We start from the raw sequence: 12,668 nt of genomic DNA on the forward strand, positions 1-12,668 counted from the left end.
CATCTCAATCGTGGGAGCGGCTTCAGCCGCGAATGCCGTGAAAGGCCGCTCCCACCTACCAGCTTCATTTGTTTTACCGGATAGCGCGGGCATACTAAGCCTGTCGTTCCATTCACCCATTGCCCGGTATCGCCCATTCACATGCTCCGCGCCCTGACCGCCCTTGTTCTGATCTGCCTGCTCAACCCGGCATTCGCCGAGGATGAACGCGCTCAGACACAAAAACAGATAGAGGCTGCCCGCCAGGACATTGCCGAGCTGCAAAAGACCCTGAGCAAACTGCAGGCCGAAAAGAGCGGGGTCCAGAAGGACCTGCGCGCCACTGAAACGGAAATGGGAAAGCTTGAAAAGCAGGTCGAGGTCCTGCAGCTGGAACTAAAAAAGACCGAAGCCGAGCTGCACAAGCTCGACCATGACAAGAAACAGCTCAACAACGCCAAGGTCGATCAGCAACGCCTGATCGCCATCCAGGCCCGTGCTGCCTACCAAGGCGGCCGCCAGGAATACCTCAAGCTGCTGCTCAATCAGCAGCACCCGGAAAAATTCGCCCGCACCCTCACCTATTACGACTTTCTCAGCAAAGCGCGTCTGGCCCAGCTTGAGCAATTCAACGAAACCCTGCGCCAGCTGGCCAATGTCGAAAAAGACATCGACCGCCAGCAGGCGCAACTGCTGGTCCAGAAAAGCGACCTCGAGCGCCAGAACAACGAACTGGCCAAGGTCCGCGAAGAACGCCAGAAGGTGCTGGCTACCCTTAATCAGCAGACCAGGGCCAGCGATCAGAAACTGGCGGCCCGCCAGCAGGACCAGGCCGAGCTGAACAGCGTGCTCAAGACCATCGAGGAAACCCTCGCCCGTCAGGCCCGTGAAGCCGAAGAAGCACGCCAGAAAGCCCTCGCCGCCGCCCGTGAGGCCGAGGCCGCCGCCGAGCGTCAGCGCCAGCAGGCACTGGCCCGCAACAATCGCAGTGACGATGAAGAGCCTGCGCCCAGGCGCCCGGCCAGAACCCCCGGCATTGCCGTGTCCAGCGACGGCGCGGTGTATGGCGGCGTTTTTGCTGAGGCCAGGGGTAAACTTCCATGGCCGATCAATGGTCGATTACTTGCACGGTTCGGCGAAGCCCGCGGCGACGATGAACGCTCACGCTGGGATGGCGTAATGATCAGCGCTGCCGCTGGCAGCCAGGTCCGCGCTGTCCATGGTGGCCGGGTGGTTTTCGCTGACTGGTTGCGTGGCGCCGGACTTCTGGTCATTCTCGACCATGGCAACGGTTATCTGAGCCTGTATGGCCACAATCAGAGCCTGCTCAAGAAGGCCGGTGATATCGTCAAGGCCGGTGAAGCGATCTCCACAGTAGGTAGTAGTGGCGGTCAGGACACCGCAGCGCTGTACTTTGCCATTCGTCAGCAGGGTCGTCCGACCGACCCGGCCCAATGGTGCCGTTCTCAAGGATAAGTCGGCACCACTCAAGATCAGGAGCTTGTCACATGCTGCATTTGCCCCGCCTTACCTCGCTGGCCCTGGCGATTGCCCTCGTGATCGGGGCACCGCTGACTCAGGCCGCCGAGCCAGCCCCTGCCGCCCGAGCGGCGGAGCCTGCCGCTGCGGCCAACGCCAAGGCACCGTTGCCGCTGGACGAGCTGCGCACCTTTGCCGAGGTACTGGACCGGGTCAAGGCTGCCTACGTCGAGCCCGTGGACGACAAAACCCTGCTGGAGAATGCGATCAAGGGCATGCTCAGCAACCTTGACCCGCACTCTGCCTATCTCGGCCCGGAAGACTTCCAGGAGCTGCAAGAGAGCACCAGCGGTGAGTTCGGCGGCCTGGGCATCGAAGTGGGTGTCGAGAACGGCATGGTCAAAGTGGTCTCGCCCATCGACGACACCCCGGCCTCGCGCGCCGGCATCGAAGCCGGTGACTTGATCGTCAAGATCAACGGTGCACCGACCCAGGGCCAGACCATGCAGGAGGCCGTGGACAAGATGCGCGGCAAGGTCGGCGAGAAGATCACCCTGACCCTGGTGCGCGATGGCGGCAACCCGTTTGACGTGACCCTGTCGCGGGCCATCATCCAGGTCAAGAGCGTCAAGGCGCAGCTGCTCGAAAGCGGCTATGGCTATGTGCGCATCACCCAGTTCCAGGTCAAGACCGGCGACGAAGTGGGCAAGGCGCTGGCCAAGCTGCGCAAGGACAACGGCAACAAGAAACTCAGCGGCATCGTCCTGGACCTGCGCAACAACCCAGGCGGCGTGCTGCAATCGGCGGTCGCCGTGGCCGACCACTTCCTGACCAAAGGCCTGATCGTTTACACCAAAGGCCGGATCGCCAACTCCGAACTGCGCTTCTCTGCCGACCCGGCCGATGCCAGCGAAGGCGTGCCACTGGTGGTGCTGATCAACGGCGGTAGCGCGTCGGCCTCGGAAATCGTCGCCGGTGCCTTGCAAGACCAGAAGCGCGGCATTCTGATGGGCACCGATACCTTCGGCAAAGGCTCGGTCCAGACCGTGCTGCCGCTGAACAACGACCGCGCCCTGAAGCTCACCACCGCGCTGTACTACACCCCTAACGGTCGCTCAATCCAGGCGCAGGGCATCAACCCGGACATCGTGGTGCGCCGTGGCAAGGTCACCAGCGAAGCCGATGGCGAGAACTACAAGGAAGCCGACCTGTACGGCCACCTGGGCAATGGCAACGGCGGGGCCGACAGGCCGACCGTCAAGGGCAGCGCAGCCAAGAGCCGTCCGCAGGATGAAGACTATCAGCTCAATCAGGCGCTCAGCCTGCTCAAGGGCCTGAGCGTCACCCGCGGCAACTGATGCGCGGGTTCCTTCACCTTGGGCTCGCTCTGGTGCTGGCGGCTGTGTCTTGCGCAGCCGCTGCCACTGAGGCGCCGAAAGCCTACCTGAGCCTGATCATCGACGATCTGGGCCAAAACCCCAGCCGCGATAGCCGGACCCTGGCCCTGCCGGGGCCGGTGACCCTGGCGATCATGCCTGACACACCGCATGCCACCGACTTCGCCCGGCAGGGCCATAAGGCCGGCAAGACGGTGATCCTGCATATGCCCATGGACCCGGCCACCGGCCCCTACGCCTGGCATCCGGGCCTGCCCACCAGCGAGCTGGAAAGCCGCCTCAACGCGGCATTGCTCAAGGTGCCCTACGCCGCCGGCATCAACAACCACATGGGCAGCCGCATGACCGCCGAGCCTGAGGCCATGAGCTGGCTGATGGCCGAACTGCAACGGCGCCACCTGTTCTTTGTCGACAGCCGCACCAGCGCCCGCACCGTGGCCGCCGCCAAGGCTCAGGAACTGGGCCTGGCGAGTGTCTCGCGGGATGTGTTTCTCGACGACGAGCGCACTGCCGAGGCCATCACCCGGCAACTGCACAGCGCCGTGCGGCTGGCCCGCGAGAAAGGCACTGCCGTGGTGATCGGCCATCCTTACCCGGTGACCCTCGACGTCCTGGAACGCGAAATGCCCAGGCTCAAGGCCCAGGGCGTGGAATGGATCGAGTTGCGCCACATGATCAGCCTGCGCGGCAACAAGGCCATGCCGGCTCATGGCAAAAATGGTGTGTATCGCTAAGAGGGTGCCTACAAAATGGCTGCACTCGGCAATACTGCGTTGAAATCGACCTCAAAATGCTCATGTACTTATGTACACTGCGCTTTTTCGCCCGATTTCGCCTTGTCTTGCCTTCGTTCGCCTATTTTGTAAACACCCTCTGAGAGGGCGCCTACAAATACTGATCGGTGATCTTGTCGATCAGCCCTTCACGGCGAATCTGGTCGAGGGCTTTTTGCAGCCGCTCAACGATCGGCTGCGGGGTGTCTTTATTCAAGGCCAGGTACAGCTCGGCCCTGTTGAAGCGCAATACGCTCTTGAGGCCGGTGATGCCGTCCTGACGCGCCAGCCAGCGCCCGGTCGGGTCGGCGGTGGCCCACAGGTCGATCTGGCCGCTGACCAGCCGGCGCGGGTTGTCCTGGTCGCGCAGCATCAATACCGGATCAAAGCCTTTGAGCAACAGATGCTCGGCCACCGCATCGCCTTTGTAGGCGCCGACCCGGTAGCTTTTCGCCTGTTCCAGGCTGCTGAGCGAGACAATCGGGCTGTCGCCACGGGCCAGCAGGACCCATTGGACCGTCGAGATCGGCCCAACCCATTTGAACAGGGGCTCGCGTTCCGGGGTGCGGACGGTGGAGAACACCGCATAGCCAGGCTTTTCCAGCGCCAGCTTGTAGACCCGTTCCCAGGGAAAGCGCAGGGTCAGGTTGTACTCGACACCGGCACGCTTGAAGGTTTCGCGCATCACCTGCACGGCGATGCCGTCGAGGTTGTCGCCCTGAGCGAAGTTCTTGCCATCCAGGGCCATGTTGTACGGCGGGTAGTTCTCGGTCAGCAGGACGATCTTGCGCACTGCCGCTTCGCTGCCAGACACCAGCGGGCTGAGAAACGGGATGAGGCCAATCAGTACAAGCAGAAGACCCTTGAACATATTCCGGGACTCGAACAAGACGACCGATGCAGAGTGCCGTGAAGCGGGTGGACTGTCTACCGGGATGACTACTTTTGATACATCCCGGCAGAAAATCGTTTCAGCGCACCACAATGCCCCGTGCGGCCATGTAGGCCTTGGCTTCGGGAACCGTGTATTCACCGAAGTGGAAGATGCTCGCCGCCAGCACCGCACTGGCGTGGCCTTCCAGTACACCGGCTGCCAGGTGCTCAAGGTTGCCGACGCCGCCTGAGGCGATCACCGGAATACCCAGCGCATCGCTGATGGCGCGGGTGACGCCCAGGTCGAAGCCATTCTTCATACCGTCCTGGTCCATGCTGGTCAGCAGGATTTCTCCGGCGCCCAGATCTTCCATTTTCTTCGCCCACTGGACCGCATCCAGCCCGGTCGGCTTGCGCCCGCCATGGGTAAAGATCTCCCAGCGCGGCGCTTCGCCCGGCCCGCTCACCTTCTTGGCGTCGATGGCAACGACGATGCACTGCGAACCGAAACGATCGGCCGCTTCACCGACGAACTCGGGGTTGAACACCGCTGCTGTGTTGATCGACACCTTGTCGGCGCCGGCGTTGAGCAGGTTACGGATGTCCTGCACCGTGCGCACGCCACCGCCGACGGTCAGCGGAATGAACACCTGGCTGGCCATGCGCTCGACAGTGTGCAGCGTGGTATCCCGGCCATCGACGCTGGCCGTGATGTCCAGAAAGGTGATTTCGTCCGCGCCCTGCTCGTTGTAACGCCGGGCGATTTCCACCGGGTCACCCGCATCGCGGATATTTTCGAATTTCACACCCTTGACCACCCGACCGTTGTCGACGTCCAGGCAAGGGATGATGCGTTTGGCTAGAGCCATTGGGTCTGATCTCCGATTCTCGTAGGAGCGGCTTTAGCCGCGAAGGCCGCGAATGGTCATGAATAGCCACGACCTGGCCAGCCTGCTTCGCAGCTAAAGCTGCTCCTGCCGGGTATGTCAGTTGCCGTAGTTATCGCAGAAGGCCTGGGCCTCGGCGACGTCGAGGGTGCCTTCGTAGATCGCCCGGCCAGTGATGGCGCCGATGATGCCGGGGGTTTTGGCGTCCAGCAGGGCCTGGATGTCGCCCAGGTTGTGGATGCCGCCCGAAGCGATCACCGGAATCCGCGTGGCCTGGGCCAGTGCGGCGGTGAAAGGTACGTTGCAGCCCTGCATCATGCCGTCTTTGGCGATGTCGGTGTAGACGATGGCCGACACACCATCGGCTTCGAAGCGCTTGGCCAGGTCGATGACCTGTACGGTGCTGACTTCAGCCCAGCCGTCGGTGGCGACGAAGCCGTCTTTGGCGTCCAGACCGACAATCACTTTGCCAGGGAACGCGCGGCAGGCTTCAGCCACGAACTCGGGCTGCTTGACCGCCTTGGTGCCAATGATCACGTAGCTCACACCGGCCTTGACGTAGTGCTCGATGGTTTCCAGCGAGCGAATACCGCCGCCGATCTGGATCGGCAGCTGTGGATAACGCTTGGCGATGGCGGTGACCACCTCACCATTGACCGGCTGACCTTCAAAGGCGCCGTTGAGGTCAACCAGGTGCAGGCGGCGGCAGCCACCGTCGACCCACTTGGCCGCCATGCTCACCGGATCGTCGGAGAACACCGTGGAATCTTCCATACGGCCCTGGCGCAAGCGAACACAGGCACCGTCTTTGAGGTCGATTGCAGGAATAATGAGCATGCTTTTTTCCTTTGTCGTAGGAGCGGCTTTAGCCGCGAATCGCAGTGTCTGTTTCGCGGCTGAAGCCGCTCCTACAGGGTCATCACGATCGTTAATCTTTTTCCAGTGCCCACAGGTCGCTTTCAACCGCTTCGAAGCGTTCCTTGAGCAACTGCTGGGCATCGAAAATCGCCCGGTTGTAGTAGTACGGGGCGATCTCACGCCCGAACAGCTCCAGTACCTCGGCCACCTCAAAGGTGCCCAGCTCCAGCTCGAAGCGCTCGGCGAACAGGCGCTTGAGCTTGTGGGTCGCTTCCTGCTCCTGTTCCGGGGTCAGCTTGAGAATCGGCGCGCGGGTTCTGGAGCGGCTCATGGTCTTACCAGCGCCCGTCCCAGGCCACGAAGTTCTGCAGCAGTTGCAGGCCGTGGGTATGGCTCTTCTCGGGGTGGAACTGCACGGCGAAGCGCGAACCGTCGGCCAGTGCTGCGGCGAAGTCCACGCCGTAATGACCACGGCCCACCACCTGACCGGGTTTGCCGGCTTCGATGAAGTAGCTGTGTACGAAGTAGAAGCGGGCCAGATCCGGAATGTCGTGCCACAGCGGGTGGTCGACACTCTGGCTGACTTCGTTCCAGCCCATGTGCGGCACCTTGAGGTGTTCGCCGCCTTCGCTCAGATCCTTGCCGAAGAACCTGACCTGGCCGGGAAACATGCCGATGCAGTCAACGCCGTCGTTTTCTTCACTGCGATCGAGCAATGCCTGCATGCCGACGCAGATCCCCAGAAACGGACGGTCCTTACTGACTTCCTGCACCAGGCTGTCAAAACCCAGCCGGCGGATCTCGGCCATGCAGTCGCGGATCGCGCCGACACCGGGAAACACCACGCGGTCGGCTTCACGGATGACCTTGGCGTCGCTGCTGATCAGCACCTTGCCGGCGCCGACGTGCTCAAGCGCCTTGGCAACCGAGTGCAGGTTGCCCATGCCGTAGTCGATGACCGCAACGGTCTGCATCAGAGCACCCCCTTGGTGGAAGGCATCTGCCCGGCCATACGCTCATCGAGCTCGACAGCCATGCGCAGTGCGCGGCCGAAGGCCTTGAACACGGTTTCGATCTGGTGGTGGGTATTGGTGCCGCGCAGGTTGTCGATGTGCAGGCTGACCAGCGCATGGTTGACGAAGCCCTGGAAGAATTCCTGAAACAGGTCGACATCGAACCGGCCGACCACCGCACGGGTGTAGGGCACGTGCATCTGCAGGCCGGGGCGGCCGGAGAAGTCGATGACCACCCGCGACAGCGCTTCGTCCAGCGGCACATAGGCATGGCCATAGCGACGAATGCCTTTCTTGTCACCAATGGCCTTGGCAAACGCCTGACCCAAGGTGATGCCGACGTCCTCCACGGTATGGTGGTCGTCGATGTCCAGGTCGCCCTTGCACTCGATATCCAGGTCGATCAGCCCGTGCCGGGCGATCTGGTCAAGCATGTGCTCAAGGAAGGGAACCCCGATATCGAATCGGGCCTTTCCGGTGCCATCCAGGTTGATCGAGACCTTGATCTGGGTTTCCAGAGTATCGCGCTCGACGGATGCCTTACGTTCGGCCATCACCAGCTCCGCAAAATCAGTAGCGAAAAAGGCGAGCATTATAGGCGCAGAAGCGCCCGGCATGAAGTAAAGAGGCGACGAGAAGGCAAGATGATAGCGACCAGGCTGCTCAGAACTACCTGAAACCGCTCAACCTATGGGCGAACAAAGCTCTACCAGCGTGCCGTCCGGGCAGCGCACATACGACACCGTTTGCCCCCAAGGCTTGGTCTGCGGGCTGGCCAGTTCGGTTGCACCGGCCTGCACGGCACGCGCGTGAGCCGCCGCAACATCGTCGGTGACCAGCGCGACTTCCATGCCCAGCGGTTTGCTGGAACTGTGTGCGGCAACGTGACCGGTGCTGAAATTTGATTGCGCCAGTTCATCGGCAGCAAAGGCCAGCGCGGTTGCACCGGTTTCCAGCTCGCCGTAGGTGCCGGACTCATGGACAAAGCGGGTTGCCAGGCCGAACGCCTGGTTGAAGAACGCCAGGGACGCGGCAACGTCGGGGACGTAAATGATGGTGTAGCCGAATTTCATGCGCTGGACTCCTTGTCTGGATGCAATGGTATTCGTATCGCGACATCGGCAACGACACCCCGTAGGAGCTGCTTTAGCAGCGAGCCCTTTCGCTGCTGAAGCAGCTCCTACGGGCGAGGCCAGGTGTCGGGCCGCAATGCTTACGCGAACAGGCTGGCGATGGCGTCGGCGACTTTGTCGACGTTGCTGTCGTTCAGGCCGGCCAGACACATCCGGCCGCTGCGGATCAGGTAAACGCCGTGTTTGTCGCGCAGTTCATCGACCTGTTCGGCGCTCAGGCCGGTATAGCTGAACATGCCGCTCTGCTCCAGGATGAAGCTGAAGTCCTTTTGCGGCGCCTTCTGCGCCAGCACCTCTACCAGGCGTTGGCGCATTTCAATGATGCGCACGCGCATGGCCTCAACTTCGGCCAGCCAGTCAGCACGCAGCGCCGGGCTATTGAGCACCCGCGCCACGATCTGCGCGCCATGCACCGGCGGGCTGGAGTAGTTGCGGCGCACGGTGGCTTTCAATTGGCCCAGCACTCGCTCAGCCAGTTCGGCGCTTTCGCAGACGATCGACAGGCCGCCGACCCGCTCGCCATACAGCGAGAAAATTTTCGAGAACGAGTTACTGACGATGGTGGTGGCGCCCGCCTCGGCCATGGTGCGGATCGCGTAGGCATCCTGCTCCATGCCTTTGCCAAAGCCCTGATAAGCAATGTCGAGGAACGCGATCAGTTCGCGGCCTTTGACCACCTCAACCACCTGATCCCACTGCGCGGGCGTCAGGTCGGCGCCCGTCGGGTTATGACAGCACGGGTGCAGCAGCACGATGCTGCGCGCCGGCAGGCCTTGCAGCGTGCCGAGCATGGCCGCGAAGTCGACCCCGCCGGTACGTTTGTCGAAGTACGGGTAGCTGTTGACCTTGAAGCCCGCACCGCCGAACAGCGCGATGTGGTTTTCCCAGGTCGGGTCGCTGACCCACACTTGAGAGTCCGGGAAGGCGTATTTCAGGAAGTCCGCGCCGACCTTCAGCGCGCCCGAGCCGCCCACGGTCTGGATGGTCGCCACACGGCCAGCCTTGAGCAGCGGGTTCTCGGCGCCGAACAGCAGGTTCTGAATCGCCTGACGATAAGGTGCCAGGCCCTCCATCGGCAGGTATACGCAAGCGCTCTGCTCACCGGCATCGATCTCGTGCTGGGCGCGGACGGCGGTGTCCAGGCGTGGAATGTGACCCACGGCGTCATAGTAGAGGCCAATACTCAGATTGACCTTGTCAGTGCGCGGATCCTTGCCAAAGGTTTCCATCAAGGAAAGGATCGGGTCACCGGCGTACGACTCCACGTGGGCAAACATGCGGACAAACTCCTGAAAGTAAGGGAAATCAGGCCGAGTAACGGTCGGCCCGGTGGTTCTGCGCAATGATGAAGTTCAGCAGTATGGCGCCCAGCACCGAAACGCCCAGCACCGGCAAACTGATGAACGCCAGGGACGCGATCAGCACGCTGATGTCCACGCCCATCTGCAACCAGCCAGCCTTGAAGCCATACCGGTCCTGAACATACAGGGCCAGGATGTTAACACCACCCAGACTGGCCTTGTGACGGAACAACACCAGGAACCCGACGCCCAGCATCACGTTGCCCACCAGCGCGGCATAGAACGGCTGCAACTGATCAATGTGGATAAACAGCCCGTGGCGATCAGAGAAGTACGACACCAGCCCCACCGCACAAAAGGTCTTGAGGGTGAACACCCGCCCCATGCGCCGCAACGCCAGATAATAGAACGGCAGATTGAGCATGAAGAAAGCAGCACCGAACGGTAAGGCCCAGGCGTAATGCAGGTACAGCGCAATGCCCGCCGTGCCGCCAGTCATCACCCCTGCCTGACGCAGCAGCATGACGGCGAAGGAAATCATCGCGGTCGCGATAACAATCGCAAAGATGTCTTCCTGGAGCGAGTGGCGGGTATCGACAGGTTTGGCGGCGGCAACGGTCGTGGTCATGGGTGTCGCTCGGGCAGGATCGGGGCTCATAAGGACGTACGCCACACAGCGCGCGCCTCACACAATGAGCGCCAATACTATCCACAACATCAATTTTGCGCGAATAAATAACGATAAACGCACAAACAAGACACAAAACAAATAATAAATGCACTAATTACGCGCAAATTTGATTCTCATGCATCAACACAGCGCAGTCTTGCCCCCGACCAGCGCGGTGACCTCGCTGTTTTCCTTCAGGCGCTCCAGCACCACTGCGGTCTTGATATGCGCCACCGCATCGCTGGCGGTGATCAGCTCCATCAGGCGATTGAGGCTGTCCAGATTGTCGACCGCGACCTTGAGGGTGTAGTCCGCATCGCCGGTGGTTTTGTAGGCATCGATGATCGAATCAAGGGTCGTCACCAATGAGTGAAATTGTTCGCGATGCTCGGTGCGGTGGCTGGTCAGGCGCACCTCGATCATCGCCAATACCTCGCGGCCCATGGCCTGCGGGGCAATGCGGGCGTGATAGCCCTGAATCAACAGGCTCTGCTCCAGGCTGATACGGCGCCGTGAGCATTGCGAAGCGGACAAGCCGACCAGATCGCTCAACTCCTGATTGGTCAGGCGGCCATTGGCTTGCAAGAGCGTAAGGATTTTCAGATCAAAGTCGTCGATTTCATTCATTTTCATTGTGGTAATCGCCCAGGCTTTAAATGTTTCCAGGCCGCGCAGCCTATCAGCTTAAATGACCTATCCGCGAACCCGCTCAGAGTGCAGAATCACGCCCCTGAAAAATGGCACCGCATTTGCTGTGTCAGCCCCTTACAAGAGCCCGGCTGCAAGCGGGCCATTTGTCATTCATTGCTATGGAAAATCCAATGACCCAAGCAACGCTGCACCGCGGCCTGAAAAACAGGCACATCCAGCTGATCGCCCTGGGCGGTGCCATCGGTACCGGGCTGTTTCTGGGCGTCGCCCATACCGTCAGCATGGCCGGCCCGTCGGTCATCCTTGGCTACGCCATCGCCGGCCTGATTGCCTTCTTCATCATGCGCCAGCTCGGCGAAATGGCCGTCGAAGAGTCGGTGGCCGGGACCTTCAGCCACTTTGCCAACACCTACTGGGGGCCGCTGGCCGGTTTTATGTCGGGCTGGAACTACTGGGTGCTCTATGTACTGGTAGGCATGGCAGAACTCACTGCCGTGGGCCTGTACGTCCAGTACTGGTGGCCAGAGATTCCGACCTGGATGTCGGCGGCAGCGTTCTTCGTGATCATCAACCTGCTGAACCTGAGCAGCGTGAAAACCTACGGTGAGACAGAATTCTGGTTCTCGATCATCAAGGTGGCCGCGATCATCGGCATGATCGTGTTCGGCGCCATTCTGCTGGCCAGCGGCAACGGCGGCCCGCAAGCCTCAATCAGCAACCTGTGGCAGAACGGCGGCTTCTTCCCCAACGGAGTGAAAGGCCTGCTGATGGCAATGGCCTTCATCATGTTTTCGTTCGGCGGTCTGGAACTGATCGGCATCACCGCCGCCGAAGCCCAGGACCCCAAGCGCAGCATTCCCAAGGCCACCAACCAGGTGATCTACCGCATCCTGATTTTCTATGTAGGCGCGCTGACCATTCTGCTGAGCCTCTACCCGTGGGAAAAGGTCGTCACCGGCGGCAGCCCGTTCGTGCTGATTTTCCATGACCTGGACAGCAACATCGTCGCCACCGTACTCAATATCGTGGTGCTCACCGCCGCGCTGTCGGTCTACAACAGTTGCGTGTACAGCAACAGCCGCATGATGTTCGGCCTTGCTGCGCAGGGCAACGCGCCCAAGGCGATGCTCAAGGTCAACGCCCGTGGCGTGCCGGTCAACTCGCTGGCCGTGTCGGCCACAGCCACCGGCCTGTGCGTACTGATCAACTACCTGATGCCCGGCGAAGCCTTCAAGTTGCTGATGGCCCTGGTGGTCGCCTCGCTGGTGATCAACTGGGTGCTGATTACCATCACCCACCTGAAATTTCGCGCCGCCAAGCGTGAGGCCGGCCAGGTCACTCAATTCCAGAGCATTGGCTACCCGTTCACCAACTACCTGTGCCTGGCATTTCTGCTCGGCATCCTGGTGATCATGTACCTGACGCCAGGCATCAGCAGTTCGGTGGTCATCATGCCGTTCTGGCTCGCCTTGCTGATCGCGGCCTACAGGCTCAAGTGCAAGAGCGCAGCACAGCTGTCCAAGTCGTCCTGAGTTTTACAGCGCCCACAAAAAAGCGCCTGCATGCAGGCGCTTTTTTTATAACTGCTGACTGATCGGTATATCTGTAGGAGCAGCTTTAGCTGCAAAGCCTTCGTCGTATTCGCGACAAACGT

Annotated in this window: 14 protein-coding genes; 4 read left to right on the forward strand and 10 right to left on the reverse strand. The window is 61.1% G+C overall.

Annotated elements, in window-relative coordinates:
• Nucleotides 1–141: 141 nt before the first annotated feature.
• The 3 genes from NRB16_RS25445 to NRB16_RS25455 are packed head-to-tail and all read left to right on the forward strand — an operon-like array spanning nt 142 to nt 3,589.
• Nucleotides 142–1,455, forward strand: a complete 1,314-nt coding sequence (locus NRB16_RS25445) for a murein hydrolase activator EnvC (protein WP_045484502.1) — start codon at nt 142–144, stop codon at nt 1,453–1,455.
• Between the two features lie 32 nt (nt 1,456–1,487).
• On the forward strand, nt 1,488–2,816 hold the full coding sequence (locus NRB16_RS25450) for a S41 family peptidase (RefSeq protein ID WP_253117857.1): 1,329 nt from the start codon (nt 1,488–1,490) through the stop codon (nt 2,814–2,816).
• A complete protein-coding gene (locus NRB16_RS25455) occupies nt 2,816–3,589 on the forward strand; it encodes a divergent polysaccharide deacetylase family protein (protein ID WP_045484509.1) in 774 nt (257 codons plus the stop codon). The genes NRB16_RS25450 and NRB16_RS25455 overlap by 1 nt, the downstream gene beginning before the upstream one ends.
• 151 nt (nt 3,590–3,740) lie before the next feature.
• On the opposite strand, the gene NRB16_RS25460 is transcribed toward NRB16_RS25455, so the two are convergent.
• The 10 genes from NRB16_RS25460 to NRB16_RS25505 form a co-directional block, all read right to left on the reverse strand.
• Nucleotides 3,741–4,499 (reverse strand): ABC transporter substrate-binding protein, encoded by a 759-nt coding sequence (locus NRB16_RS25460; RefSeq protein ID WP_045484512.1) that lies wholly within the window; start codon nt 4,497–4,499, stop codon nt 3,741–3,743.
• Between the two features lie 100 nt (nt 4,500–4,599).
• Nucleotides 4,600–5,370 (reverse strand): imidazole glycerol phosphate synthase subunit HisF, encoded by a 771-nt coding sequence (gene hisF / locus NRB16_RS25465; protein ID WP_045484515.1) that lies wholly within the window; start codon nt 5,368–5,370, stop codon nt 4,600–4,602.
• Between the two features lie 117 nt (nt 5,371–5,487).
• Nucleotides 5,488–6,225, reverse strand: coding sequence for a 1-(5-phosphoribosyl)-5-[(5-phosphoribosylamino)methylideneamino]imidazole-4-carboxamide isomerase (gene hisA, locus NRB16_RS25470; protein WP_045484518.1), 738 nt, complete (start codon nt 6,223–6,225; stop codon nt 5,488–5,490).
• Between the two features lie 91 nt (nt 6,226–6,316).
• Nucleotides 6,317–6,577, reverse strand: a complete 261-nt coding sequence (locus NRB16_RS25475; RefSeq protein WP_045484522.1) for a DUF2164 domain-containing protein — start codon at nt 6,575–6,577, stop codon at nt 6,317–6,319.
• A 4-nt stretch (nt 6,578–6,581) separates the two neighbouring features.
• Nucleotides 6,582–7,220, reverse strand: coding sequence for an imidazole glycerol phosphate synthase subunit HisH (gene hisH, locus NRB16_RS25480; RefSeq protein ID WP_045484524.1), 639 nt, complete (start codon nt 7,218–7,220; stop codon nt 6,582–6,584).
• A complete protein-coding gene (hisB, locus tag NRB16_RS25485) occupies nt 7,220–7,813 on the reverse strand; it encodes an imidazoleglycerol-phosphate dehydratase HisB (RefSeq protein WP_253117859.1) in 594 nt (197 codons plus the stop codon). The genes hisH and hisB overlap by 1 nt, the downstream gene beginning before the upstream one ends.
• 129 nt (nt 7,814–7,942) lie before the next feature.
• A complete protein-coding gene (locus tag NRB16_RS25490) occupies nt 7,943–8,332 on the reverse strand; it encodes a VOC family protein (RefSeq protein WP_045484527.1) in 390 nt (129 codons plus the stop codon).
• A gap of 140 nt (nt 8,333–8,472) precedes the next feature.
• Complete coding sequence (locus NRB16_RS25495) at nt 8,473–9,669, reverse strand: amino acid aminotransferase (RefSeq protein ID WP_045484530.1); 1,197 nt, start codon at nt 9,667–9,669, stop codon at nt 8,473–8,475.
• A gap of 28 nt (nt 9,670–9,697) precedes the next feature.
• A complete protein-coding gene (locus NRB16_RS25500; protein ID WP_045484533.1) occupies nt 9,698–10,321 on the reverse strand; it encodes a YitT family protein in 624 nt (207 codons plus the stop codon).
• Nucleotides 10,322–10,504: 183 nt separating this feature from the next.
• On the reverse strand, nt 10,505–10,996 hold the full coding sequence (locus NRB16_RS25505) for an Lrp/AsnC family transcriptional regulator (RefSeq protein WP_231906377.1): 492 nt from the start codon (nt 10,994–10,996) through the stop codon (nt 10,505–10,507).
• 176 nt (nt 10,997–11,172) lie between these two features.
• Between NRB16_RS25505 and NRB16_RS25510 the strand changes: the two genes are divergently transcribed.
• The gene (locus NRB16_RS25510) at nt 11,173–12,546 is read left to right on the forward strand and encodes an amino acid permease (RefSeq protein WP_045484535.1); all 1,374 of its coding nucleotides are present in this window, start codon (nt 11,173–11,175) and stop codon (nt 12,544–12,546) included.
• Nucleotides 12,547–12,668 lie beyond the last annotated feature (122 nt).

This window comes from Pseudomonas sp. LJDD11, from assembly GCF_024584215.1.
Lineage (GTDB): Bacteria > Pseudomonadota > Gammaproteobacteria > Pseudomonadales > Pseudomonadaceae > Aquipseudomonas.

Bases quoted from the DNA above. Each gene is read 5' to 3' on its own strand.
- NRB16_RS25445 (WP_045484502.1), top strand. From the start codon at position 142: ATGCTCCGCGCCCTGACCGCCCTTGTTCTGATCTGCCTGCTCAACCCG.
- NRB16_RS25450 (WP_253117857.1), top strand. From the start codon at position 1,488: ATGCTGCATTTGCCCCGCCTTACCTCGCTGGCCCTGGCGATTGCCCTC.
- NRB16_RS25455 (WP_045484509.1), top strand. From the start codon at position 2,816: ATGCGCGGGTTCCTTCACCTTGGGCTCGCTCTGGTGCTGGCGGCTGTG.
- NRB16_RS25460 (WP_045484512.1), bottom strand. From the start codon at position 4,499: ATGTTCAAGGGTCTTCTGCTTGTACTGATTGGCCTCATCCCGTTTCTC.
- hisF (WP_045484515.1), bottom strand. From the start codon at position 5,370: ATGGCTCTAGCCAAACGCATCATCCCTTGCCTGGACGTCGACAACGGT.
- hisA (WP_045484518.1), bottom strand. From the start codon at position 6,225: ATGCTCATTATTCCTGCAATCGACCTCAAAGACGGTGCCTGTGTTCGC.
- NRB16_RS25475 (WP_045484522.1), bottom strand. From the start codon at position 6,577: ATGAGCCGCTCCAGAACCCGCGCGCCGATTCTCAAGCTGACCCCGGAA.
- hisH (WP_045484524.1), bottom strand. From the start codon at position 7,220: ATGCAGACCGTTGCGGTCATCGACTACGGCATGGGCAACCTGCACTCG.
- hisB (WP_253117859.1), bottom strand. From the start codon at position 7,813: ATGGCCGAACGTAAGGCATCCGTCGAGCGCGATACTCTGGAAACCCAG.
- NRB16_RS25490 (WP_045484527.1), bottom strand. From the start codon at position 8,332: ATGAAATTCGGCTACACCATCATTTACGTCCCCGACGTTGCCGCGTCC.
- NRB16_RS25495 (WP_045484530.1), bottom strand. From the start codon at position 9,669: ATGTTTGCCCACGTGGAGTCGTACGCCGGTGACCCGATCCTTTCCTTG.
- NRB16_RS25500 (WP_045484533.1), bottom strand. From the start codon at position 10,321: ATGACCACGACCGTTGCCGCCGCCAAACCTGTCGATACCCGCCACTCG.
- NRB16_RS25505 (WP_231906377.1), bottom strand. From the start codon at position 10,996: ATGAAAATGAATGAAATCGACGACTTTGATCTGAAAATCCTTACGCTC.
- NRB16_RS25510 (WP_045484535.1), top strand. From the start codon at position 11,173: ATGGAAAATCCAATGACCCAAGCAACGCTGCACCGCGGCCTGAAAAAC.